The organism is Actinomadura opuntiae, from assembly GCF_030283205.1.
In the GTDB taxonomy this organism is placed as follows: domain Bacteria; phylum Actinomycetota; class Actinomycetes; order Streptosporangiales; family Streptosporangiaceae; genus Spirillospora.
Window position 1 is genome coordinate 95,578 of record NZ_JASNWF010000007.1, and the last position, 23,399, is coordinate 118,976.

Consider the following 23,399-nt stretch of genomic DNA (forward strand, 5'->3'; position numbering starts at 1 on the left):
GGTGCGGGTGCCGGTGACGCCCGGTGCGGGGCCGGGGCCGTCAGGTCGTGCACGGCCCCGGGGAGGGGCGGGTCAGCGGCCGATCCGCAGGTCGCGCAGCCGCTGGATCGGGTCCTGCGCCGCCTTGCGCTGCACGGTGGCCGAGGTCAGCGGCGCGTACGTCGCGAGCGCGAGGTAGGTGTCGAACGACGCGGCGTTCTTGCCCGCGGCCGACGGCAGCCCGGCCTTCCAGTCGATCACCGGTCCGAACAGCCCGCAGCCGGACGTCTTCGGCACCGCGAAGGCGGTGTCGGAGGCCGGGGTGTGCAGGATCGGCGGGTGGTGGAAGGTGTCGTTCGGGTCGCCCTCGTCGACGACGCTGATCTGGCCGAGGTCGACGCCCAGGTTCAGCTTGACCGGGTCCTTCTTGGAGCCGATCGTGCAGCCCTTCCCGACCGCGTCGTTGATGATCTTGATCTTCATCTCGAGCCCCGCGTTGGGCAGGTCGAAGGTGAAGCCGCCGGTGTACTTCGGCTGCACCTGCACCTTGTTGAACGGCAGGTCGTCGAGGCCGGGGACGCTCAGCCCGAGCAGGCCGAGCACGCCGCCCGGCACGGTCATCGGCTTGCCGGTCAGGGTGACGCTGGTGAACTGCGACGGCGACGACGGGTCGGCCTGCACCGACTGGACGGTGATCCGCATCGGCTGGGTGATGGTCTGGCCGAGCCCGCCGAGCTTCATGGAGCCGCCGGTCACCACCATCTGCATGCACAGCCCGAGCGACGGGTCGATCCCGGCGGGCAGCGGCGGGCAGTCCTTGGCGAAGTCGAACGCCGGCACGCCGGGCACGGGCGCGGCGGCGGGGGCTTGGGAGGACGCCTGGGCCGGCGCGGTGACCGCGCCGAGGGCCAGGGCGAGGGGCGCCGCCACGGAGGCGGCGCGGAGGATGGGTTTCACGGGTTCTGGACGCGCCTTTCGTGTGGTGCGCGGGACGCGCTTGGAGCGATCCACGCCTGGGTGGTACCCGATTCAAAAACGTGAGCGTTTCTCGAAACAAGATCGCGTAGCTGGCCGGTTCCGGCCAGCTTGCGCCGGCGGGTCTGGTGGGTGAGCCGCCGCTCACGGAGGGTTCTCCACCCGCCGGTGGAGAGCCCGAAGTCCAGCCGGACGCCGATCCCCGGCGCGGCCGCCCGGACCTACCGTCGAGACCATGAACACCGCCGACAACGTGCTCATCGCCCTCGCCGTCCTGGCGCTGGTCCTGTACCGGCAGCTGCGGGCCCGGCCGGTCGGCGAGCGCAGGCTCTACACCGTCCCGGCCGTCCTCGCCGTGATCGGCGTGGCTCAGGGCGGCCTCCTGGACCAGGCGCACATGGGACCGAGCGTCGCGCTCCTGGCGGGCGAGGCCGTCGCCGCCGTCGCGTTCGGCGCCCTGCGCGCGGTGACCGTCCGGCTGTGGCGCGCCGGCGACGGCGAGCTGTGGCGGCGCGGCACCGGCTGGACGCTCGCGGCGTGGCTGGTGTCGATCCTGAGCCGCGTCGGGTTCCTCGCCGCCGGGCACGCACTCGGCCTGAAGATCGGCGCGAGCGCCTTCCTGGTCTTCCTCGCCCTGACGCTGATCGTCCAGAACCTGCTGGTCATGTGGCGCGCGCGGCGTCTCACCGGTACCGCACCGGCTAGCGTCGCCTCGTGAGGTTCGGACCCTTCGCCCTCGAAGAGCGGCTCGTCCGGACGGTCGCGATCACGGTCCTGCTGATCTGGGCGTCCGTCGCCTACGTCCGCGGGCTGCTGCACGGGACGCCCGCCCCGGCGCTGCACGGCACGGGACTGGCGGTCGTCCTGCTCAACGCCGCGACGTTCGCCCTGCTGGGGACCGGCCTGTGGGTGGGGCGGCCCAGGGGCTCCCGGTGGCGCCGGACGGGCAACACGCTGCTGCTGGCCTCGATGGGCACGTCGCTGTCGCTGTACGCCGTCGCCCCGCACGGCGGGGGCGGCTACTTCTTCTCGATGGCCGCCCTGTGGGCGCTGCTGATGCGGATCTCGGGGCGCTGGGGCCTCGCCCTCGGCGCCGCGACCGTGATCGCCGTCGCGTCGATCGGGGAGGGGTACGGCAAGGGGCCCGACTACGGGCTGCTGGCCGCGTTCGTCGGCCTGACCCTCGGCGCCCTCGCCAGCCGGCAGAGCGTCCTGGCGCAGGAGGCCACCCGCCGCGCCGAGGCGGCCAACGCGGTGCTCGCCGAACGGTCGCACATCGCCCGGGAGATCCACGACATCCTCGCGCACTCACTGTCGGCGCAGATCGTCCACCTGGAGGGTGCGCGGCTGCTGCTGTCGCGGGACGGGGACCGCGTGCAGGCCCTCGACCGCGTCGAGCGCGCCCGCAACCTCGCCCGCTCCGGCCTGGAGGAGACCCGCCGGGCGCTGGCGACGCTGCGCGGGGAGATCCCCGAGCCGAAGGACGTCATCGCGGAGCTGGCGGAGGAGTTCTACGCCAGCACCGGCCGGCCGTGCGACGTCCGGGTGACGGGCGCGCCGCGCGAGCTGACGCCGCAGGCAGGGCTGGCCGTCGTCCGCACCGCGCAGGAGGCGCTCACCAACGTGCGCAAGCACGCGCCCGGCGCCCGGTCCCGCGTCACGCTGCGGTACCTCAGCGACGCCGTCGAGCTCGAGGTGACCGACACCGGCGGCACCGAGCCCGTCCTGGAGATCGAGGGCGGCGGCTACGGGCTGGTCGGCATGCGCGAGCGCGCGGAACTGATCGGTGGGACCCTGGAGACCGGGCCGGAGGGCGCGGGCTACCGCGTCGCCCTCCGGGTGCCGGCGTGACACGGGACGGGGCACGGTGAGCGACGAGACGAGGATCCTGGTCGTCGACGACCAGACGGTGGTGCGGGAGGGCCTGGTCCTGCTGCTGGAGCTGCTGCCCGGCATCGAGGTGGCCGGTTCGGCCGGCGACGGCGAGCAGGCGGTCGCCATGGTCGCCGAGCTGTCCCCGGACGTGGTGCTCATGGACCTGCGGATGCCGCGGGTGGACGGGGTGGAGGCGACCCGGCGGATCAAGGCGGCGCACCCGCGGGTCGAGGTCGTGGTGCTGACCACCTACGCCGACGACGAGTCGATCTTCGCGGCGCTGCGCGCCGGGGCGCGCGGGTACCTGACCAAGGACGCCGGCGCCGACGAGATCGCCCGCGCGGTGGCGGCCGTCCGCGGCGGCGCGGCGCAGCTCGACCCGGCGATCCAGCGCCGCCTGGTCGAGGCGGTCGCCGCCGACCGGCGCCCGGCCCGCCGGGCCGGCGGCGAGCTGCCCGACGGGCTGACCCGGCGCGAGGCCGAGGTGCTCGCGCTGATCGCACAGGGCCGCTCGAACGCCGAGATCGCCGGCGACCTGTTCATCAGCGAGGCGACCGTGAAGACGCACATCAACAACCTGTTCGCCAAGGCGGGCCTGCGGGACCGCGCGCAGGCCGTCACGTACGCCTTCCGGCACGGGCTGGCCGGGTCCTAGGCGGCTGCGCCGGGCCGGGACGATCAATCGGTCAGCGGGCGGCAAGAGCTCGGTCAAGGCGCCCGCCCGGCGGCGGCCGCGTCCCCAGCATGGGAGGTCCTGGAAACCCGGAAGGACCTCGGCGTGCACAGAACCCTCATGATCGCGGAGTACCTGCGCCCGTACGCGCAGTGGCGGATCGCCCGCCCCGACCGCACCGACGACTGCCGCAACGCCCGCGCCGCGATCGGCCTCATCGACGCGGCCGCGTACGTGACCCAGCTGGACGACTGCGACCGCGTGATCGTCCGGATGGCCGTCGCCGGCTGCTTCGCCAAGGGCCGCTTCGACCCCGGCCCCGAGGGCGAGGCCCTCGTCCGCCACTGGCACTACGAGGAGGCCGTGGACGGCCCGGCGGACCTGCTGGAGGAGCTGGCCGCCTGCGCGGAGCGCGCCTGCGCCGACCGCGCCGACCGGCCCGCCGCCCTCAGCCTGCCCTAGGGGCGGCCGGACGCGCGAAGGCCGCCAAGCGTGCGCTTGGTAGCCTTCGTCGCATGCCGACCCAGGAACAGATGAAGAGCGCGCTCCAGGCCTATGTCGACGGCTTCAACTCCGGCGACCCCGCGGCCGTCACCGGCCTGTTCGCCGACGACGCCGTGGTGGCCGACCCGGTCGGCAACCCGCCGATCGAGGGCCGCGCCGCGATCGAGGAGTTCTACGGCAACGCCGTGTCCGCCGGGGCGAAGCTGTCGCTCGACGGCCCGATCCGCGGCTCCCACGGCGACCGCGCCGCGATGGCCTTCACCGTCGACGTGACCGGCATGCGCATCCGCGTCATCGACGTCATGACCTTCGGCGACGATGGCAAGATCGTCCGGATGGAGGCGCACTGGGGACCCGACGACATCGAAACATGATCGTTTCGGGTGCCGGGTGGCCCGCGGTCTGGCAGGAGGGGCACGGGAATCTCTCCAGCGCGCTCTGGGTCGACTCCAGCCCGTGCTCCCGCCCGTCCCGCATCAAGATCACGTGCCGGACGATGGACTTCGCCTACACTGCCCGCGGCAAGACCGTGACGAAGGGCGCCACCAAGGCGACCTGCAACCCGGCCACGCTCGAGGCCCCGGCGGGCAGGGCGTTCTTCGAGTACGAGGTCGGCGGGAAGTGGTGGTCCCGCACGGTCGCCATGGGCACGACGACCTTCTACAGCTGATCGGCGTGGCAGGCTGGGAGCTCGCGATGAAACGGGGGTCGCCTTGCCTGCGGGACCGGTGCTGTACGTGATCGCCTGCGGTGGACGCCCCGCCGCCGACCTGCCGGCCTTCGTCGAGCGGCTGCTCGGCGACGGCTGGACGGTCTGCGTCGTCGCGACGCCGTCCGGCGTGAAGTTCGTCGACGCGCCGCGCCTGTCGGAGCTGACGGGCTTCCCCGTCCGCTCGGACTACAAGCGGCCCGAGGAGCCCGACGTCCTGCCGCCCGCCGACGCGTTCGCGGTCGCGCCCGCCACCTTCAACACCGTCAACAAATGGGCGCACGGGACCAGTGACACGCTGGCGCTCGGCCTGCTCAACGAGGCCGTGGGCCTGGGCCGCCCCATCGTGGCCGCGCCCTGGCCCAACGCGGCCCTCGCCCGCCACCCCGTCTTCACCCGCAGCGTCGCCGAACTGCGCGCCTGGGGCGTCACCGTCGTGCTGGACCCGGACCGCCTGCCGAACCCCGACTCCGAGGAGCCGAGCGGCGCGACGTTCCCCTGGACGGACCTCCACGACCGTCTCACCGCTCTGAAGACCCGCCTCTGACCACGACGCAGCTGAGGCAGGCCCGCGGAGGCTGCCGTCCGGCGTGCCCGGGCCCGCGTCGGAGGCGTGCCCGGGGGGCCGGTCCTAGTCCTCGTCGGAGTCCGGCTCCTCGCCGGTGTCCGGAGGGACGGGGCCGATGGGGCCGCTGATCGCGGCGATCCGGGTCGTCAGCCGTTCGCCGGAGCCGTCGCGGCGGCCGAGCGTCGCGTTCAGCGTGGCGGGCTTGCCGTTCGCGGCGGCGGCGCGCAGCGGGGTCGGCGCCGCCCACGCCTGGAGCAGGACGTCCTCGCCCTTGAGGAACCGGTGCGCGCGGACGCCGCCGGTCGCGCGGCCCTTGGCCGGGAAGTCGGCGAAGTCGGCCAGCTTGATCGCGCCGGTCTGGGTGCCGGGCAGCGCCGACGACGAACCGGAGATGGTGATCACCCGGGCCTCGCGGCCGGGGTCGAGGGCGCCGAACCACAGCACGCGGGCGTCCGCGCCGAGCTTGATGCCGGCCACGCCGCCTGCGGCGCGGCCCTGCGGGCGGACGTTGGAGGCGGCGAAGTGAAGCAGCTGCGCGTCGGTGGTGATGAACACCAGGTGCTGGTTCTCCGAGAGGAGCTGGACGGCGCCGACCACCCGGTCACCCTCCTTGAGGCCGATGACCTCGAAGTCGTCGCGGTTGGCGGGGAAGTCGGGGACGACCCGCTTCACCACGCCCTGGGCGGTGCCGAGGGCGAGCCCGCCGCCCTCGTCCGACAGCGCCGCCATGCCGACGACCGTCTCGTCCGGTTCCAGGTCGACGTACTCGGTGACCGGGGCTCCGCCCGCCAGGGACGGCGGCGTCGCGGACGGCGGCAGCGTCGGCAGGTCGAGGACGTCGACGCGGATCATCCGCCCGAACGAGGTGACGGCGCCGACCTGGCCGCGGGCCGTCGCCGGGACGACCGAGACCAGCACGTCGTGCGGGGCGCGCGGGCCGCTGTCGGGCAGCGGCTCGGGGCCGTGCGTGCGCACCAGCAGCCCGGTGGACGACAGCAGCACCGTGCACGGGTCGTCCGCCACCTCCAGCGGGACGGCGGCCGCGGCGGTGTGGCCGGAGGACTCCAGCAGGATCGTCCGGCGCGGGGTGGCGTACTCGGAGGCGACCTCGCCGAGCTCCCTGGACACCAGGCCGCGCAGCTTGCGCTCCGACTCCAGGATCGCGGTCAGCTTCGCGATCTCCTTGGCCAGCTGCTCCTTCTCCTTCTCCAGCTCGATCCGGTCGTAGCGGGTGAGGCGGCGCAGCGGGGTGTCCAGGATGTACTGGGCCTGGATCTCCGACAGCTCGAAGATCTGCATCAGCCGCTGCTTGGCCTGCCCGGCGTCGTCGCTCTGCCGGATGACCTGGATGACCTCGTCGATGTTGAGCAGCGCGACCAGCAGGCCGTCGACCAGGTGGAGGCGGTCCTCGCGCTTCTTGCGGCGGAACATCGACCGGCGCCGCACGACCTCGATGCGGTGGTCGACGTACACCTGCAGCAGGTCGCGCAGGCCGAGCGTGCGCGGCCGGCCGTCGACGAGCGCGACGTTGTTGATGCCGAAGGTCTCCTCCATCGGCGTGAGCCGGTAGAGGTCCTGCAGGACGGCCTCGGGGTTGAAGCCGTTCTTGATCTCGATGACCAGGCGCAGGCCGACGTTGCGGTCGGTGAGGTCCTTCAGGTCGGCGATGCCCTGGATCTTCTTGGCGTTGACCAGTTCCTTGATCTTGGCCTTGACGCGCTCCGGGCCGACCGCGTACGGCAGCTCGCTGACGACGATGCCCTTGCGCCGCGGCGTGACGTTCTCGATGGTCGTGGTGGCGCGGGTGCGGAACGTCCCGCGGCCCTTCTCGTAGGCGTCGCGGATGCCCTCCAGCCCGACGATCATGCCCCCGGTGGGCAGGTCGGGGCCGGGCACGAAGCGCATCAGGTCGTCGAGGGTGGCGTCGGGGTGGTCGATCAGGTGCCGGGCCGCCGATATCACCTCGCCGAGGTTGTGCGGGGCCATGTTGGTGGCCATCCCGACCGCGATCCCGGACGCGCCGTTCACCAGCAGGTTCGGGAACGCGGCGGGCAGCACCTCCGGCTCCTGCTCCTGGCCGTCGTAGTTCGGCCGGAAGTCGACGGTGTCCTCGTCGATGGAGGCGACCATCATCAGCGCCTCGCGCGACAGGCGGGCCTCGGTGTACCGCATGGCGGCGGGCATGTCGTCGCCGCCGAGCGAGCCGAAGTTGCCGTGCCCGTCGACCAGCGGCATCCGCATGGCCCACGGCTGGGCCATCCGCACCATCGCGTCGTAGATCGCGCTGTCGCCGTGCGGGTGCAGCTTGCCCATGACCTCGCCGACGACGCGCGCGCACTTGACGTGCCCGCGGTCGGGGCGCAGCCCCATCTCGTTCATCGAGTACAGGATCCGCCGCTGCACGGGCTTCAGCCCGTCGCGGGCGTCGGGAAGCGCCCGCTGGTAGATCACCGAGTAGGCGTACTCGAGGTAGCTGCCGCGCATCTCCTCGGAGACGTCGACGTCGACGATGTTCTCCTCGAAGTCCGGCGGCGGGGGAGGGGCTTGGGATCCGCGTCGTGCCATGCCCCACATTGTGGCCGGTCCCGCCGACATCTTTGGCCCGCCCCACCGGATGGGCCGCGGATCGGGTCCCGGCTTCGCGGTCCGGGCCGATCCGGTCAGCGGTCGTGGCAGATTGGTCCCGGACGGTTCCCGCACGCGGCCGCGCCCCGGCCGCGTCCCCTGGCGGAGGTTTCCGATGAGCGCCCTGGCCGACTTCCAGAACTCCATCTACCTGCAAGGACTCGGTGATGCGCGGCCCCCGCTGCCGACCGACCTGACGAAGCTGGAGGGGCTCGCCGAGGGCGTCCTGTCGGCGCAGGCGTTCGGCTACGTGGCGGGATCGGCCGGCAGTGAGGCGACCGCGCGCGCCAACCGGGACGCTTTCGACCGGTGGCGGATCGTCCCGCGATTCCTGCGGGACGTCGCGCACCGCGACCTGTCGGTGGAGGTCCTCGGCACCGCGATGCCCTCGCCGGTCCTGCTCGCGCCGATCGGCGTGCAGTCGATCCTGCACCCGGACGGGGAGCTCGCCACGGCGCGGGCGGCGGGAGCGGAGGGCCTGACCATGGTGCTGAGCACCGCGGCCTCGCACTCCATCGAGGAGGTCGCGGAGGCCAACGGCGACGGCGCGGCCCGCTGGTACCAGCTCTACTGGCCCAAGGACCGCGACCTCGCCGTCAGCTTCCTGGAGAGGGCCAAGGCGGCGGGCTACACGGCGCTCGTCGTCACGCTCGACACGTTCACGCTGGCGTGGCGGCCCCGCGACCTTGACCAGGCGTACCTGCCGTTCCTGCGCGGCATCGGGGTCGCCAACTACTTCAGCGACCCGGTCTTCCAGAAGGCGGTCGGCGGGCCCGTCACCGACGCCAACCGCGACACCGCGCTCCTGCACTGGGTCGCCAACTTCGGCAACCCCTCGCTCACCTGGGACGACCTGGTGTTCCTGCGGGACCACTGGGACGGGCCGATCGCGTTGAAGGGCATCCAGCACCCCGACGACGCGCGCCGCGCGGTGGACGCGGGTATGGACGGCGTGATCGTGTCCAACCACGGCGGCCGCCAGGTGGACGGCGCGATCGCCTCGTTGGACGCGCTGCCCGGCGTCGTCGAGGCCGTCCGCGACCAGGCGACCGTGCTGTTCGACAGCGGCATCCGCACGGGATCGGACGTGGCGAAGGCGCTCGCCTTGGGCGCCAAGGCCGTGCTGCTGGCGCGTCCGTACGCCTACGGGCTGGCGCTCGGCGGGCAGGCCGGCGTGCAGCACGTCCTGCGATGCATCCAGGCCGAGTTGGAGCTGACCATGGCGCTGTCGGGCGTCACCCGGCCGGATGAGCTTTCTCCGGAGATTCTGGTTCGTGCTTAGGCTCCCGCTCGGGTTCCTTTACCGGCTGGGCGTAGACCTCGTGTATGCGGGCCAGTGCTGCGTCTATGGCGTGTGCGGTGGCGTCCTCTTCTGGCGGCAGCGGCCTGTAGGGCGTGCCGTCGTGTCGTCTGGCCACCGCGCGCCGCACCGCGCCCACGTTGGCGCGCAGTCCTTCGATGCCGGGCCTGAGGGCGCGGACGTGGGGCACTGTCTCGCGTAGGACGTCGATGACGTCCGCCGGGTGCGGTCGCGCGCGCGTGACGAGCCGGTGGAGCCGCAGCGGTCCGTAGAGGTCGTCCATCTCGGCGACGGAGTTCTCGAACCGGCGGTGGGCGTGCGGGTCGCCCTTCAGGAGGTCCGTGAGGGCCGCCAAGGACGCGGATGTGCGGCGGCGCAGAACGTCCGACGTGCGGAAGGGCAGGACGAACCACACTGCGGCGACGCCGATGGCCGAGCCGACGAGGATCGCTTCGAGGCGTGTCTGAAGCAAGGGGGCGGCGGCTTGGCCGAAGTAGCCGTACAGCAGCGACAGCGCGGCCGTGACCCCGCCCGCCCAGTACGCGTAGCTCCGCTGGCGCAGCCACGCCGCGACGCCCAGCACCACGAAGATGAGCGCGACCGCGTTGGGATCCCGTGGTGCGAACACGCCGGACGCGAGGGCGGCCAAGACCGTCCCTCCGGCCGCGCCGAGCGCGCGCAGCAGACCCTTGTGGAGGGCGTCGCCGCGTCCTCGCGCTCCATTGCAGACGATGAACGCCGTCAGGACGACCCACGACCAGTGGTCCGGGAACAGCAGGTGCCCTATGGCGAACGCGGCGCACAGGGCCACGCCCATCTGCGCCGCCATGCGAGTGCTGGCGGGCAGCCGTTTGTTCGGGGCCGGAGCCGGAGCGGGGGCGGCCTCCACGCGGCCGGTGCGCCAGGGGCGTTCCACGGCGACCTGGACGGCCGTGACCCAGAAGTAGGGGATGAGCGCCACCACGGGCGCCCACAGCAGGTGCGTCGACGGCGCGCCGGGCTCGCCGTGGGGGATGACGAGCAGGGCGATCGCTGGGAGCATCATCAGCGTGCCGGCCTTGGTGAAGCGGGGCCCGAAGCGGCGGATCCAGACCCCGGACGTGACGAGGGCGGCGAACGCGGCGTCCCCCGCGAACGGGTCGTCGCGCATGAGGATGCCGAGGCCGACCGACACGAGGGCGACGGCGGGCATGACGGCGAACCCGACCAGCCGGTCGGACGGGCGGGCGCCGCGATGCCCCCTGGACAGGGTGACCGACAGCACGACGGCCTGCATGACGGCGTCCGCGTGCAGGTGCGCCGCGTGCTCCAGCAGCAGCGCCGACCCGAAGGACGCCAGGACGGCGGCCATCGTGGCGGCGGCGACGCCGATCGGCGCCGTCGCGGCGCCGAGACCCCGGATCATGCCCGCCGCCATGGCCCACCTCCAGTGATTAGTAAGGGAAAGCGTAACATTATGGCGAGCGATCGGCCCGAGGTGCCGAAGGAAGCGGTGATGGAGATCCGCCGCGGGGTGATGCGTTTGGCGCGCCGGATGCGCTCCTCGCGCTCCCCGGACGCGCTCAGCAGCAACAAGCTGGTCGTGCTCGGGCACCTGGCCCGCAACGGCCCCAGCACGGCCGGCGAGGTGGCGGCGGCCGAGGGGCAGCGGCCGCAGTCGCTGACCAGAGTCTTCGCCGAACTCGAGGAGTCCGGGCTGATCGTCCGCACGCGCGACGAGCGGGACCGCAGGCAGGCCGTGCTGACCATCACCCGGGCCGGGGGCGAGGCGCTCGGGCGCGATCTCGCCGAGCGCGACGCCTGGCTCGCCGGCGCGCTCGCCGAGCTCGGCGAGACCGAGCGCGAGGTCCTGCGGCTCGCCGCCCGGGTGATGGACCGGCTGGCGGAATAGTTCGTTACCACTTACTATTTTTGGATCGACGATTACCGGGTAGGGAGACGCGCATGCGCTGGTCCGATCACGCCATCTGGTGGCACGTGTACCCGCTCGGCTTCACCGGCGCCGGACGGGCCGCCCTCCCGTCCGGCGCCCCGTCCGAACACCGGCTCGACCGGATCGCCGGGTGGCTCGACCACCTGGTCGCGCTCGGCTGCAACGGCCTCGCCCTCGGCCCGGTGTTCGCCTCCGAGACCCACGGCTACGACACCGTCGACCACTTCCGCGTCGATCCCCGCCTGGGCGACGAGGCCGACCTGCTGCGGCTCGTGGAGGCCGCGTCGGGACGAGGCGTCCGGGTGCTGTTCGACGGGGTCTTCAACCATGTCGGGCGAAGCTTCCCGCAGTTCGCCGACGTCCAGGCACGAGGCGACGCGTCACCGTATGCGGGATGGTTCGTCCGCGAGGGGAACGGCGACTTCCGTACGTTCGAAGGGCACCACAAGCTCGTCGCCCTCAACCACGACGAGCCCGAGGTCGCCGACTACGTCGCCCAGGTCATGACCCACTGGCTGGAGCGCGGCATCGACGGATGGCGGTTGGACGCCGCGTACGCCGTCCCGCCCGAGTTCTGGAGGACGGTCACCGACCGCGTCCGCACGCGCTTCCCCGACGCATGGCTCGTGGGGGAGGTCATCCACGGCGACTATGCAGGCATCGTCGAACGCGCCGGATTCGACTCCGTCACCCAGTACGAGCTATGGAAGGCCATCTGGAGCTCGCTGAACGACCGCAACTTCTTCGAGCTCGCCCACGCGCTCACCCGCCACGACGGGATGCTCCAGACGTTCGTCCCGCAGACCTTTCTCGGCAACCACGACGTGACGCGCATCGCCAGCCGTCTCGAGGACGAACGCCACCTCGCCCACGCGCTCGTCGTTCTGCTCACCAATGCCGGCGTCCCGTCCATTTATGCGGGCGACGAGTTCACCTTCCACGGTATCAAGGAGGAACGCGAGGGCGGCGACGACGCCATACGGCCGGCCTTTCCGGATCGTCCCGACGAGGTGGTCGGCTACGGGACCCCTTACCACCGGCTTCATCAGGATCTCATTGGCCTGCGCCGCCGGCACCCCTGGCTCGTCCGCGCGCACACGACGGTCGCCACCTTGACCAATACGGCGCTGTCCTACACAGTGGGCCAGGGCGACGAGCGTCTGGGCGTCGTCCTCAACCTCGCCGACGAGCCCGCCAAGGCCGACCTCCCGTCCGCCGGGTGGACGCGCGTCGCCGGCGACGCGGACTTCCACGGCGACGGCGCCCTGATCCCGCCGCACGGCTGGGCCGTCGCGCACCCATGACAGATGTCACGGGTGATCCCTGCGAACCTCACCGCCCGTTCCTGACGCCTGTGACTGCCCGCCCCGATCGCCCGGCGGCAGCATGGGGCACATGAAGGCAGACGTGATCGAGGTACGCGACCTGCAGTTGAACGAGGCCGTGCGGGACGTCTCGTTCACCGTGGCGAGGGGCGAGGTGTACGCGCTCCTCGGCCGGTACGGATCGGGCAAGACCACCCTGCTGGAGATGCTCGCCGGCGTGCGGCGCCCCACGGGCGGGACGGTCCGCGTCCGCGGCGCCGACCCCTACACCGACCGCGACGCCGCCCGCTCCGGCGCCGTCTGGCGGGACGGCGGGCTGTTCCCCGGGCTGACCGTCGCCGAGATCATCGACGCCTGGCGGCGCTGGACCCTCGACCCCGTCACCCGCGACGAGGCGCTGCGCCTGGCCCGCCTCACCGGCCACGCCGACACCCCGTTCGAGCGGCTCGACGCCGGGCGGCGGCGCCTGCTCGACCTCGCGCTCGCCCTGGTCGGACGGTCCGACGTGCTGTTCCTCGACGAGCCCACCGCCGGGCTCGACGAGCCCGCCGCCCGCGAGGTCTGGTCCGTCCTGCTGGCGCTGGCCGCCCGGGGCGGCACCATCGTGATCAGCACCCGCGACCCCGGCGAGGCGTGCCGCGCCGACCGCGTCGGCGTCCTGGACGGCGGCCGCCTGGTCACCGGCCGCGCCTCCGCCCGGCTCGGCGCCGGCGCCCGCGCGGCCTGATTTCCGGCGGAACCCGCCGCATGCCCGCCGGCGACCGGTATCTCCCTTGACGAGCGCATACGCTGGGCGCGTGCAGCCGAGGATCCCGCGCCCCACCGTGATAGCCGCGATCATGGTGGGACTGACGGCCTTCACCCTGGCCGGGTTCCTGCTGCCCGCGCTCTGGTACGAGCTCTTCGACCGGCACGGCCCCGGCCGCATCCTGTTCGCCGTGGCCGCCGTCGCGATCGTCTTCACCCTCTACAGCCGGCTGCTGTGGCTCAACCTGATGCGCCGCACCGCGCCCGGCCATCGCTTCGGGCTGGCCGCCATCGCCGCGATCTGCTGGGCGCTGCCGCCGCTGCTCGGCACCGACCACGGCTGGGGCAACGCGCTGCTCGTCCCGGCCGGGCTGATCGCCATCGTGCTGCCGCTGCGGCAGGCGATCGCGGTGACGGCCTTGGCCGCCGTCCTGGCGCCCGTCTACTCGATCGTTCTCGGGCTGCCCGCGCTGAGCGCCCTGTACGAGTTCGCGGGCGTCCCGCTCGCCGCGTTCTCCGGATACGTGCAGGTATGGCTGTTCCACGTCGTCCAGGAACTGCGGGAGGCGCGCGCCGAGATGGCCCGGTCCGCGGTGGGGGAGGAGCGCCTCCGCTTCGCCCGCGACCTGCACGACGTCCTCGGCCACAGCCTCCAGGCCGTCGCGCTGCGCGCCGAGGTCGCCGAACGCTACCTGGACCGCGACCCCGGCCGCGTCCGCAAGGAGCTGACCGAGATCCAGGCCATGGCGCGCGACTCCGTCCGCGACGTCCGCGAGGTCGTCCGCGGCTACCGGGCCACGTCCCTGCGCACCGAACTGGACGGCATGTCGGCCGTCCTGCGCGCCGCCGGGATCCGCTGCGACCGCCCCGAGGTGTCCCCCGAACTGCCCGCCCACGTGCACGAACCGCTCGGCTGGGTCGCCCGCGAGGCCGCCACCAACGTGCTCCGCCACTCCAGCGCCACCTGGTGCGAGATCACCGTCGACGCCGACCGCGACCGCGTCCACGTGGAGATCGTCAACGACGGCGCGCCGCGCCGCGCCGCCGCCGGCGGCAGCGGCCTCACCGGCCTCGCCGAACGGATCACCGCCGCCGGCGGCCGGTTCAGCGCCGGCCCCGCCGGCGACGGCACCTTCCGCGTGACCGCCGCCGTCCCGGCCGCCCCCGCACCGGGGGAAGCGCCATGATCCGGGTCCTGCTGGCCGACGACCACCTGCTGATCAGGGAGGCCCTCGTCCTGCTGCTGGAGACCGAGGACGGCATCGAGGTCACCGCCGACGTCGGCCGCGGCGACGAGGCCGTCGACCGCGCCCTCGCCCTCAGGCCCGACGTCGCCGTCCTCGACATCGACATGCCCGGCCTGGACGGCCTCGCCGCCGCCGAACGCCTCGCCCGCGACCTCCCCGCCTGCCGCCTGGTGATCGTCACCGCGCACGGCCGCCCCGGCAACCTGCGCCGCGCCATGGCCGCCGGCGTCCGCGGCTTCCTCGGCAAGGACGCCCCCGGCGCCCAGCTCGCCGAGGTCATCCGGCAGGTCGCCGCCGGCGCCCGCTACATCGACCCCCAGCTGGCCGCCGACGCCCTCGCCGCCGAGGAATGCCCCCTCACCCCCCGCGAACTCGACACCCTCCGCGCCGCCGCCGACGGCTCACCCGTCTCCCGCATCGCCCGCGGCCTCGGCCTCTCGGAGGGCACCGTCCGCAACTACCTGTCCGCCGCCGTCACCAAACTCGGCGCCCCCAACCGCCACGCCGCCGTCAACACCGCCCGAGACCTGGGCTGGTTTTAATTGCAGCGCCCTTGGCGTCAGGCCCTGGGGGGCCTTCCTTCGGCGGGCGCTGCGTGCGATCGCTGCATCGCTTCGACTCGGCCCTGGGGCCTCGCTGCGCGATCGGATTCTTGCTTCGCTCGAATCCGGCTTCGCTTGCGATCGCAACGGCTCAGGCCCGTCGTGGCCGGGCCAACGGGCTGAGCTCGTCGCGATCAGGCACTACGGGCTCGCCTCCGGCTTCGCCCGGAGCGCGACGGACTTACGGCCCGAGGTGGTTAGCAACACATCCTAATTGGGCCGATCGGACGTCAGTTCTTCTTCAGTTCCTCGGCGAGCATCACGATGATGCCGCTGGGACCGTGGACGTACGTGAGCTTGTACATGTCCTCATAGGTGGCCACACCGCGAAGCGGACGGCATCCGTGTTTCGCGGCTATCTCAAGGGCTTTGTCGATGTCGTCGACTGAGAAGGCGACGCGGTGCATGCCAATCTCGTTGGGACGAGTGGGCTCCGATTCGATCGCTTCGGGATGGATGTACTCGAAGAGCTCAAGGCGACCGTGACCGTCTGGCGTCTGGAGCATCGCGATGTTGGCGTGGTTGCCATCAAGGCCGACGGCGGTGTCGGTCCACTCACCACTGACCGTGTCACGGCCGATGACCGTGAGACCGAGGTCTGTGAAAAAGGAGATCGCTGCTTCGAGGTCGCGAACGGTGATGCCGACGTTCTCGAGTTTGATGGCCATGCGTCGCATGCTACCGAGACCGGGCCGATTAGCTCCGGCGGCGAGCCGGGACTCGATCGAACAAGCCCGGTGAGCAATCAGGAGCTACGGTGGGTCGGCAAATGCCGGGTCCAGGCGATGACGGCGTTGTGCACGACGGCGGCGCGGTAGACGGTGGCGTGCTTGTCGTAACGGGTCGCGAGCCCTCTCCATTGCTTGATGTGGCAGTGGCGGCGTTCGATCACGTCGCGCTTCCGGTAGTCAGCGGCGTCGAGCGTGACCGGGCCGCCTCCGCGTGATCCGCTGTGTTTGCGCTGACCTTTCTGATCGTTGGGACAGCGGGGTGGGTCTGTTGCGGTCGGGGCCTGGCGGGCTTGGCTCTGGGGCCGCTCGCGTCCGATGCGGGACTCGGGAGGGCTTGGTCGTAGGGGTTAGCGGCGGGCTAGGAGGAGGGAGCCGCGCTTCGTTACGGGGAGGGGAGTGCGGAGGCGTGTCGCCGCCTCGGCGGCCTGGGGGCGGGGCACGTGGCGGGCGACCAGGTAGTCGCGGATCGCGGCGCGGTCCGGGAGCGTGATCAGCGGGGCGTCCCAGCGCTCCACCTCCACCTCGCCGAACACCTCGCAGACCCGCTCGGGAGCGTCCTCGGCGTCGAAGCCGGACGGTTCGGGCCGCCAGACCGGTGCCAGTTCCGGGCTGTCGGTCCGGCAGATCGCCGACGCCAGGAGCGTCCCGCCCGGGACGAGCACCCGCCGCGCCTCGCGCAGCGCGAGCCGTGGGTCGTCGAGGTGGTACAGCATGTTGACGGCGACAGCGGCGTCGAACGTCCCGTCGCGGAAGGGCAGGCGGAGTGCGTTCGCCCGTACGCGTGGCCCCGGGTGGGCGCGCAGCAGTGTGCCGGACGCGTCCAGCCCCACCAGGCGGAACGGCGGCGGATCGGGGAGGGCGCGGTTGAGCGCGCCCTCCCCGCAGCCGATGTCCAGCACCCGGGACGCCCCCGCCGCCAGCAGCTTGGCGGCGATGTGGTCGTGCAGACTCCGCGCCCCGATCAGGTACTGCCGGGTGACCCGCGCGGCGAGGCGGAAACGCTCCGGATCGGCGTCGTAGTCGGGCGTCAGAGCCATACCTCGAGTCTGCCCAGCCGGACGCGCGGAGAAGCGTCGTCAGGCGGTGGTGCCGCCGTCGACGACCATGTCATGGCCGACCAGGTACGCCGACTCGTCCGAGGCCAACCAGACGACCGCGTCGGCGACCTCCGACGGGTCGCTCGGCCGTCCCGCGGGGATCGACGCCTTCAGCCGCTCGTCGCGGTCCGCCCTGGTCTCGCCCGGCCGCAGCGACATGGGCGTGTCGCTGGCCCCCGGGCTGACCGCGTTGATGCGGACCCCGTCCGCGATGTGATCGATGGCCGCCGCGCGGGTCAGCGCGCTGACACCCGCCTTGGAAGCGGCGTACGCGGCCATCCCGGGCAGGCGCTGGTGCGCGCCGATGTTGGAGGAGACGTTCACGATCGCGCCGCCGCGGTGCGCACGCATATGGGTGATCTCGTGCTTCATCGACAGGAACACCCCGGTCAGGTTCACGTCGATGAGCCTGCGCCAGGCGTCGTCGTCGACGTCGGCGACGGGCCCTGTCGCGTCGAGGATTCCGGCGTTGTTGACCGCGACGTGCAGGCCGCCGTGGCGTCCGATGACGGCGGCGACCATGGCGGCGGCATCGTCGGGGACGGTCAGGTCGGCGACCACGTGGTCGGCGCGGCCGCCCTCGGCCTGGATCTCCTTGACGGCCCCGATCAACGCGCTTTCGTCGCGTCCGGCCAGCACCACCGTGGCGCCCTCCCGTGCGAAGGCGCGTGCGATGGCGCGGCCGATCCCGCCGGCGCCGCCGGTGACCAAGGTGACCCGGTCGGTGAAGCGTTGTCCCATGACAACTCCTATTTCTAGAATGATCGATCTCGAATACGGGCATGAGTCGGGCTGTTCTTCGGCTCGTTGGTGGTCCTGGCGCCATCCGTTCTGCGCGATTGAGCTGCCGCGCCCTGTCGGTTGGCGATGGTCGCGGACCGTGCTCGGCGGCCAGGGGTCCGGTGACCGGGGGCTAAATGGCTGGTGATTGGGTGGGCGGGCGCCTCGTCCGTTTCGGCTAACTCCGCTGTTCCGCCGAGTGGGACTTCGTGTGAGTGTGGCGGGCTTTCGGGTGTCGTCTCGCCTGCCTGGGCGGGTCAGGTGAGGAGGGCTTGGGCTTGGCGTGCGGCGTCGCGGAGGCGGCCGTCCTCCGCCGGGGCCCGGCCGAGGACGCGCATGCCCTGGAAGAGCACCAGCAGCAGCCGGGCGAGGGCGCGCGGATCGGCGTTCTCGGAGAGCTCGCCCTGCGCGCGGGCGCGGGTCAGCGCCGAGGTGAGGGACGCTTCGAGGAAGGCCCAGCTCGACTCGACCAGGCGGGCGGCCTCGGCGTCCCGGGCGGCCAGCTCGACCGCCGTGTTCACCACCAGGCAGCCGAGTCGCGGACGTTCCCGGCCCGCCTCCTCGGCGTAGCGCTCGATCAGCGCCCGGACGGCCGGCAGGACCGGACCGGGCTGCGCCAGCGCCTCGGCGATCTTCGGGTCGGTCGTCTCGAGGTAGCGTTCGAGCGCCCGCAGGAACAACGCGTGCTTGCCGCCGAACGTCGCGTAGATGCTCGCGCGGGCGATGCCGAGATGCGCGACGAGGTCGGCCATGGAGGTCGCCTCGTACCCGCGCTCCCAGAACAGCTCCAGCGCGCGCTGCAACGCGGCGTCCGGATCGAACTCCTTGGTGCGCGCCATGGAGGTGACCGTACGGCTATCGAGACCGTTCGGTCAAATATCAGGCTTCCGAGCGCACCGGGACGGCGGGATAGTCCAGGTCCAGGGTGTCCAGGACCGACCCGTCCGCCGCGAGGGCCTCCAGCACCGGGCCGCGCCGGGCGCCCCAGACCACGACGATGTGCCCGTGCGAGGGGACGTCCAGGAAGCGCCTGCCCACCCGGACCCGGGTGACCTCGGCCGACGCCCGCAGCCGCGCCTCGTTCACCCACTTCGCGCCCCAGGGCAGCAGCCGGTTGGCGTTGCGGACCGTGCGTCCCGAGCCGTACTTGTACAGGTACCGGCCCATCTCGCCGGAGGAGCGCCGCACCAGCGGGTCATAGGGCGCCGAGCTGCCGCCCCCGCCCAGGCCCATCCACTCGCCGTCCCGCCGATGGAACGTCCGGCCCTCGATGAACGGATCGACCCCGGAGCCGCCCCACTGGTGTAGGAACGTTACAACGGCGACGTCGCCGTCCATGTCGAGGCCGAGCGGAAGGAAGTCCCGTTCCTCGTCGAAGGTGTGGGGGGCGGGATCGGGCATGCCGTCCCGGAGGAGCCGCAGGCACTCCTCATGCACCTCGTGGTCGTTCATGTTCGGGGACCTCTGATCGTGCAGGCAGGGCGAGGGGCCCTCCCGCGTGAGAGGGCCCCGAGGTTCGACTCACTCTAGAGGTCCGGCTCGTCTGGTTTCACCCGTCTGGCGTACTCGCGTCGATGCTTTGCCATCTGCCCTTCATCGGCACGTCTTCCGCCCCTTTCACATTCCTGCCCGTCCAGGTGGGAGCGGATGGGCGGCCGTGCGATTCCGGCCGGCGACCCTCCTTTCCGGCGCTGTCATCGGGCGGTTGCACGGCCCCTCGTTGGGGGCGGAGAGCGCGCACGGCCAGGATTCCGCACGCGCCCGCGAGCGGCAGTTCCATCCCGGCCGCCAAGGCCAGAGCCAGGGTGCGTTCCGCCCCGGGCGCCGAGGTCAGGACGTCGAACCACGCGTCCATGGCCAGCAGGGCGCCGGTCGCGGCGGCGGTCAGGCCGTGCCGCGGGTCGCGCCGGGCGAGCAGCACGCCGGTGCCCAGCAGCCCGGCGGCCATCATCGCGTCGAGCCCCACCCAGGCCATCGACCAGTTCGACACGTGGGCGGTGGACGGCAGGGTCCGGGCGAGCACGACCATCCACGGCACCATGACGACGGCGCCGCCGATGAACCCCAGACCGATGCGCCGCTCCCACCGCCGCCCCGACCCCCAGCGGCCCGACGTCAAACGACCCCATGTCGGGCGACCCAGTGTCACGTGGCCCGGGGACAGGCGGCCCGTTGTCAGGCGGCCCGACGTCAAGTGGTCCCACGCCAGGCGACGCAGTGTCAGGTGGTTCGAGGCCAGGCGGCTTGAGGTTGGGCGGCCCGACGTCGAGCGGTCCTGTGCCGGGGGGACTGGGGCTCGGTGGGGCGGTGTCGCAGGGGAGGTGGCCCGCCGGGGGCGGAGGGCGGGGGTGAAGGGGACGGTGTTCGCGACCATGGGCGGACTCCCTGGTGATCTGGCACCGCTTGTCGGGTGCGAGATCAACATTGGCCGCGGAACGGCTCACGATCAGTAGCGCGCCTATCCGAATGGGAGTGGCACCAGGTTCACCACGGGACCGGATGCTCACTCCATGGCGACGCGCGAACTGGGGCAATACGGTTGCGTCCATGGCATCCATCTCTCCGGCCCGGCGTGCCTTCGCGCACGCTCCGTGGTCGCCGGCGGCGTGGCGCGACACCACGTTCGTCGTCTCGGGGGTGCCTCTGCAGTTCGCCGGCTGGGCCGTGCTGTGCTCGGTCTGGCCCTTCTGGGCGCCGGTGAACGTGACCCCGATCATGTTCGTGCTGGCCGGCTCGTGCGTCCTGACGCTGCTGGCGCTGCGCCCGCTGACGCGCTGGCAGCGGGAACGCTGCTGGGCGATGCTGGGCCTGCACATCCCGCCCATGCCGGGGTTCGACGAGGGCCGCCCGTGGGAGGTGCTGCGCCGGCTGCGCTCCCCGGAGGTGTGGCGGGTGCTGCGGTACCACCTGGTCGTCGGGCCGCTCCTGGGGCTGGGCGGGCTGGCCACCCTCGCTGCTTGGGCGGGTGGCTTGATCTTCGCGTTCAGCCACGCGTACGCGTGGGCGCTGCCCGCCACGAGCGCGCTGAGCGTGACCGACAAGGGTGACACGATCCGCGTCAGCCTCCTCACGGTCGCCGGAGTCCTGCTGCTGGTCGCGGCGCCGTGGATCGCGGCCGGGATCCGAAGCCTGGACGCGCGCGCGGCCGCCGCGCTGCTCGGCCCCGACCGTGCCGCCGAGCTGGAGCGACGCGTCGAGGACCTGGCCGAGAAGCGCGCCAGCGTCGTCGACGCCGCCGACCTCGAACGCCGCCGCATCGAGCGCGACCTACACGACGGCGCGCAGCAGCGGCTGGTGTCGCTCGCGCTGAATCTCGGGCTGGCCCGCGAGACCCTCACCGGGGTGCCGGACGAGGCCATGCGGGTGATCGTCGAGGCGCACGAGGAGGCGAAGGAGGCGCTGACCGAGCTGCGCACCCTCATCCGCGGGCTGCACCCGGCGGTGCTGGAGGACCGGGGGCTGGACGCCGCGCTGTCCGGCGTCGCGGCACGGGTGCCGCTGGAGGTCCGGCTGCGCGTCGAGGTGGAGCCGCGGGCGTCCTCCACCGTCGAGGCGGTGGCGTACTTCGTGGTGTCCGAGGCGCTCACCAACGTCGTCAAGCACGCCAGGGCGACCGCGGTGGACGTCGCCGCGCTGCGCCGCGGCGACCGGCTGCTGCTCACCGTCGCCGACGACGGCGTGGGCGGCGCGGACCCGTCCAGGGGCACCGGGCTGACCGGGCTCGCGCGCCGGGTCCGGTCCGTGGACGGTACGTTCCGGATCATCAGTCCCGCCGGGGGGCCGACGACCGTCACCGTGGAGTTGCCGTGCGCATTGTGATCGCCGAGGACTCGGTCCTGCTGCGGGCCGGGCTGATCAAGCTGCTGGAGACCTCCGGGTTCGAGGTGGCGGCGGCGGTCGGGGAGGCCGAGGGCCTGCTGGCGGCCGTGCGCGAGCACCGCCCCGACGCCGCGATCATCGACGTGCGGATGCCGCCGGGCTTCACCGACGAGGGCGTCCGCGCCGCGCTGGTGATGCGGCGGGAGGCGCCCGATGTCGCGGTGCTCCTGCTCTCCCAGTACGTCGAGGAGCGGTACGCGGCGGACCTGCTGTCGACCAGCACCAGCGGCGTCGGCTACCTGCTCAAGGACCGCGTCGCGGACGTGTCGGTGTTCCTGGACGCGCTGCGCCGGGTGGCCGCCGGCGGCACGGCCCTGGACCCCGAGGTCGTCTCGCAGCTGCTCCTGCGCCGTCACCGCGACCCCCTCGACCGGCTGACGCCGCGCGAGAAGGAGGTCCTGGCGCTGATGGCGGAGGGCCGCTCGAACGCGGGGATCGCCGCGGCCCTCGTGGTGAGCGAGAGCGCCGTCGCCAAGCACATCAACAACATCTTCGCCAAACTCGACCTCCCGCACGCCGAGGGCGACCACCGCCGCGTGCTGGCCGTGCTGCGGTTCCTGGACGGAGAGACATGACCGCCACCGAGGCCCGCGGCGCCACCGCGCCGCAGGCCGCTACGGACCGCCCCCGGCGCCGCGGTGTCTGGATCTTCCTCGCGGCGGCGACCGCGATCGTGATGGTGGCGCCCGTCTGCCTGGTGACGTGGGGGCGCGCCATGCGGCGGACCGCGGAGTACGCCACCCCCTACCACCAGGCGATCACGGAACTGCGGCTCGACGCCGGAAGCTCCGAGGTGTCGGTCGGGACCGGCCCGGACGGCCAGGCGCGGGTGTACAAGCGGCTGAGCTGGGTGCTGCACAAGCCGGTCGTGACGGAGACGGTCAAGGACGGCGTGCTGTCGATCGTCTCCAGGTGCCCCCGGTCGATGGGGCTCTACGACGAGTGGGAATGCGGCGCCGACATCGACGTCCGGGTGCCGGCCGGCGTGCGGGTCTCGGCCAGGTCGGGCTCGGGGGAGATCACCGTGCGCGGGATCGCGGGCGCCCTGGACCTGCGGACCGGGTCGGGGGAGATCGGAGTGGCCGACGCGCGGGGCGCGCTGCGGGCGCGGGTCGGCTCGGGGACGATCCGCGGCACCGGCCTCGCCTCGCCGGAGACGCGGGTGGACGTGGGCGCCGGCGAGCTCGACCTGCGCTACACCGAGCCGCCGCGGCTCGTGGACCTCACGTCCGGTGCCGGCTCGGTGAAGGTCATCGTGCCGGCGGGCTCCCACTACCGGGTGCAGGGCTGGACCGGCTCGGGTGGCACGCATCTCAACCCCGCCCTCGTCGACGACCGCTCCGACCGGCTGATCTCGGTCCGCAGCGGCTCGGGCGCGTCCTACGTCGACTACCGCGACGACTGACCACCCCCGGCCCGCACTGCTCGGGCGAAGCGCCCGGCCGGCCGGCCGCGCGCCCCGCGGCGTGCGGCCGGCCTTGGGCGTCGCCCGCGGAGGAGGGGCAGAAGGCGCTGACCGGCCGGTTCTCGGCGTTGCGGCGATTTGCGTCATTTGTCGTTGGTTGGTTGACTGATGACATGAGCCTCGTACGTCCCCGCCGTGAGCGCGGCCCGCTGATCCCGCGGGCCATGCGGCGTACGTGCTGCCGGCGAATGTGTGACCGCTGAGGGCCCCCGCCTGAGCCTCGCGCCCCGAAGCGAGCGAACTCCGAGACCCGAGTCGCGCATGAACATCCAACGCCACCTGCTGAGCCACGCCCCGTACCCCCCTGGTCGGACCTGACCGGCCGCGCGCCCGAACGAGCGCGAGGCCGCCGCCTGCGGGCCCGGCCGCTCGGCCGGACCCGTCG

At 72.8% G+C, this 23,399-nt stretch carries 26 protein-coding genes; 16 read left to right on the forward strand and 10 right to left on the reverse strand.

The features are described from left to right. Positions 1-72: 72 nt before the first annotated feature. A complete protein-coding gene (locus QP089_RS16450; RefSeq protein WP_285912484.1) occupies positions 73-936 on the reverse strand; it encodes a hypothetical protein in 864 nt (287 codons plus the stop codon). A 253-nt stretch (positions 937-1,189) separates the two neighbouring features. Between QP089_RS16450 and QP089_RS16455 the strand changes: the two genes are divergently transcribed. From QP089_RS16455 to QP089_RS16485, 7 genes are all read left to right on the forward strand, one after another. Further along, a complete protein-coding gene (locus QP089_RS16455) occupies positions 1,190-1,672 on the forward strand; it encodes a hypothetical protein (protein ID WP_285912485.1) in 483 nt (160 codons plus the stop codon). Then, complete coding sequence (locus QP089_RS16460; RefSeq protein WP_285912486.1) at positions 1,669-2,805, forward strand: sensor histidine kinase; 1,137 nt, start codon at positions 1,669-1,671, stop codon at positions 2,803-2,805. The genes QP089_RS16455 and QP089_RS16460 overlap by 4 nt, the downstream gene beginning before the upstream one ends. Before the next feature lie 16 nt (positions 2,806-2,821). Next, positions 2,822-3,484, forward strand: a complete 663-nt coding sequence (locus QP089_RS16465) for a response regulator transcription factor (protein WP_285912487.1) — start codon at positions 2,822-2,824, stop codon at positions 3,482-3,484. 123 nt (positions 3,485-3,607) lie between these two features. Then, entirely contained in the window at positions 3,608-3,964 is a 357-nt protein-coding gene (locus tag QP089_RS16470; RefSeq protein ID WP_285912488.1) for a hypothetical protein, read from the forward strand. Positions 3,965-4,017: 53 nt separating this feature from the next. Next, positions 4,018-4,380, forward strand: a complete 363-nt coding sequence (locus tag QP089_RS16475) for a nuclear transport factor 2 family protein (RefSeq protein ID WP_285912489.1) — start codon at positions 4,018-4,020, stop codon at positions 4,378-4,380. Further along, positions 4,377-4,676, forward strand: a complete 300-nt coding sequence (locus QP089_RS16480; protein WP_285912490.1) for a hypothetical protein — start codon at positions 4,377-4,379, stop codon at positions 4,674-4,676. Before QP089_RS16475 ends, QP089_RS16480 begins: the two co-directional genes overlap by 4 nt. A gap of 43 nt (positions 4,677-4,719) precedes the next feature. Continuing rightward, complete coding sequence (locus QP089_RS16485) at positions 4,720-5,262, forward strand: flavoprotein (protein ID WP_285912491.1); 543 nt, start codon at positions 4,720-4,722, stop codon at positions 5,260-5,262. An 84-nt stretch (positions 5,263-5,346) separates the two neighbouring features. Here QP089_RS16485 and QP089_RS16490 read toward each other — a convergent pair whose 3' ends face one another. Next, positions 5,347-7,848, reverse strand: coding sequence for a DNA gyrase/topoisomerase IV subunit A (locus QP089_RS16490; protein WP_285912492.1), 2,502 nt, complete (start codon positions 7,846-7,848; stop codon positions 5,347-5,349). Positions 7,849-8,023: 175 nt separating this feature from the next. Between QP089_RS16490 and QP089_RS16495 the strand changes: the two genes are divergently transcribed. Beyond that, on the forward strand, positions 8,024-9,190 hold the full coding sequence (locus tag QP089_RS16495; protein ID WP_285912493.1) for a lactate 2-monooxygenase: 1,167 nt from the start codon (positions 8,024-8,026) through the stop codon (positions 9,188-9,190). Here QP089_RS16495 and QP089_RS16500 read toward each other — a convergent pair. Further along, the gene (locus tag QP089_RS16500; protein ID WP_285912494.1) at positions 9,144-10,625 is read right to left on the reverse strand and encodes an FUSC family protein; all 1,482 of its coding nucleotides are present in this window, start codon (positions 10,623-10,625) and stop codon (positions 9,144-9,146) included. The genes QP089_RS16495 and QP089_RS16500 overlap by 47 nt on opposite strands. 39 nt (positions 10,626-10,664) lie before the next feature. Here QP089_RS16500 and QP089_RS16505 point away from each other — a divergent pair, with 39 nt between their 5' ends. The 5 genes from QP089_RS16505 to QP089_RS16525 all read left to right on the forward strand — a co-directional run bounded on the left by QP089_RS16505 (position 10,665) and on the right by QP089_RS16525 (position 15,002). Next, positions 10,665-11,099 carry a MarR family winged helix-turn-helix transcriptional regulator gene (locus QP089_RS16505; protein ID WP_285912495.1) on the forward strand — a complete coding sequence of 145 codons (435 nt, stop codon included), beginning with the start codon at positions 10,665-10,667 and terminating at the stop codon, positions 11,097-11,099. Between the two features lie 53 nt (positions 11,100-11,152). Continuing rightward, complete coding sequence (locus tag QP089_RS16510) at positions 11,153-12,445, forward strand: alpha-amylase family glycosyl hydrolase (protein WP_285912496.1); 1,293 nt, start codon at positions 11,153-11,155, stop codon at positions 12,443-12,445. A gap of 91 nt (positions 12,446-12,536) precedes the next feature. Continuing rightward, on the forward strand, positions 12,537-13,193 hold the full coding sequence (locus QP089_RS16515; RefSeq protein ID WP_285912497.1) for an ATP-binding cassette domain-containing protein: 657 nt from the start codon (positions 12,537-12,539) through the stop codon (positions 13,191-13,193). 70 nt (positions 13,194-13,263) lie between these two features. Then, positions 13,264-14,400 carry a sensor histidine kinase gene (locus QP089_RS16520; protein WP_285912498.1) on the forward strand — a complete coding sequence of 379 codons (1,137 nt, stop codon included), beginning with the start codon at positions 13,264-13,266 and terminating at the stop codon, positions 14,398-14,400. Next, complete coding sequence (locus QP089_RS16525; RefSeq protein ID WP_285912499.1) at positions 14,397-15,002, forward strand: response regulator transcription factor; 606 nt, start codon at positions 14,397-14,399, stop codon at positions 15,000-15,002. The genes QP089_RS16520 and QP089_RS16525 overlap by 4 nt, the downstream gene beginning before the upstream one ends. A gap of 290 nt (positions 15,003-15,292) precedes the next feature. Here QP089_RS16525 and QP089_RS16530 read toward each other — a convergent pair whose 3' ends face one another. From QP089_RS16530 to QP089_RS16560, 7 genes are all read right to left on the reverse strand, one after another. Then, positions 15,293-15,730: a VOC family protein gene (locus QP089_RS16530; RefSeq protein ID WP_285912500.1), complete on the reverse strand. Its 438-nt coding sequence runs from the start codon at positions 15,728-15,730 to the stop codon at positions 15,293-15,295. A gap of 77 nt (positions 15,731-15,807) precedes the next feature. Next, positions 15,808-15,954: a hypothetical protein gene (locus QP089_RS16535; RefSeq protein WP_285912501.1), complete on the reverse strand. Its 147-nt coding sequence runs from the start codon at positions 15,952-15,954 to the stop codon at positions 15,808-15,810. Positions 15,955-16,140: 186 nt separating this feature from the next. Then, positions 16,141-16,830, reverse strand: a complete 690-nt coding sequence (locus tag QP089_RS16540; protein ID WP_285912502.1) for a class I SAM-dependent methyltransferase — start codon at positions 16,828-16,830, stop codon at positions 16,141-16,143. A 39-nt stretch (positions 16,831-16,869) separates the two neighbouring features. Then, entirely contained in the window at positions 16,870-17,631 is a 762-nt protein-coding gene (locus QP089_RS16545) for an SDR family NAD(P)-dependent oxidoreductase (RefSeq protein WP_285912503.1), read from the reverse strand. A gap of 296 nt (positions 17,632-17,927) precedes the next feature. After that, positions 17,928-18,509, reverse strand: coding sequence for a TetR/AcrR family transcriptional regulator (locus QP089_RS16550; protein ID WP_285912504.1), 582 nt, complete (start codon positions 18,507-18,509; stop codon positions 17,928-17,930). Between the two features lie 40 nt (positions 18,510-18,549). Then, complete coding sequence (locus tag QP089_RS16555; protein WP_285912505.1) at positions 18,550-19,122, reverse strand: hypothetical protein; 573 nt, start codon at positions 19,120-19,122, stop codon at positions 18,550-18,552. 97 nt (positions 19,123-19,219) lie between these two features. Then, complete coding sequence (locus QP089_RS16560) at positions 19,220-19,699, reverse strand: hypothetical protein (RefSeq protein ID WP_285912506.1); 480 nt, start codon at positions 19,697-19,699, stop codon at positions 19,220-19,222. A 518-nt stretch (positions 19,700-20,217) separates the two neighbouring features. Here QP089_RS16560 and QP089_RS16565 point away from each other — a divergent pair. Genes QP089_RS16565 through QP089_RS16575 form a run of 3 tightly spaced genes read left to right on the forward strand, consistent with a single transcriptional unit; the run spans position 20,218 to position 22,954 of the window. Continuing rightward, entirely contained in the window at positions 20,218-21,489 is a 1,272-nt protein-coding gene (locus QP089_RS16565; protein WP_285912507.1) for a sensor histidine kinase, read from the forward strand. After that, entirely contained in the window at positions 21,477-22,124 is a 648-nt protein-coding gene (locus QP089_RS16570) for a response regulator (protein ID WP_285912508.1), read from the forward strand. The genes QP089_RS16565 and QP089_RS16570 overlap by 13 nt, the downstream gene beginning before the upstream one ends. Further along, positions 22,121-22,954 carry a DUF4097 family beta strand repeat-containing protein gene (locus QP089_RS16575; RefSeq protein ID WP_285912509.1) on the forward strand — a complete coding sequence of 278 codons (834 nt, stop codon included), beginning with the start codon at positions 22,121-22,123 and terminating at the stop codon, positions 22,952-22,954. Before QP089_RS16570 ends, QP089_RS16575 begins: the two co-directional genes overlap by 4 nt. Positions 22,955-23,399 lie beyond the last annotated feature (445 nt).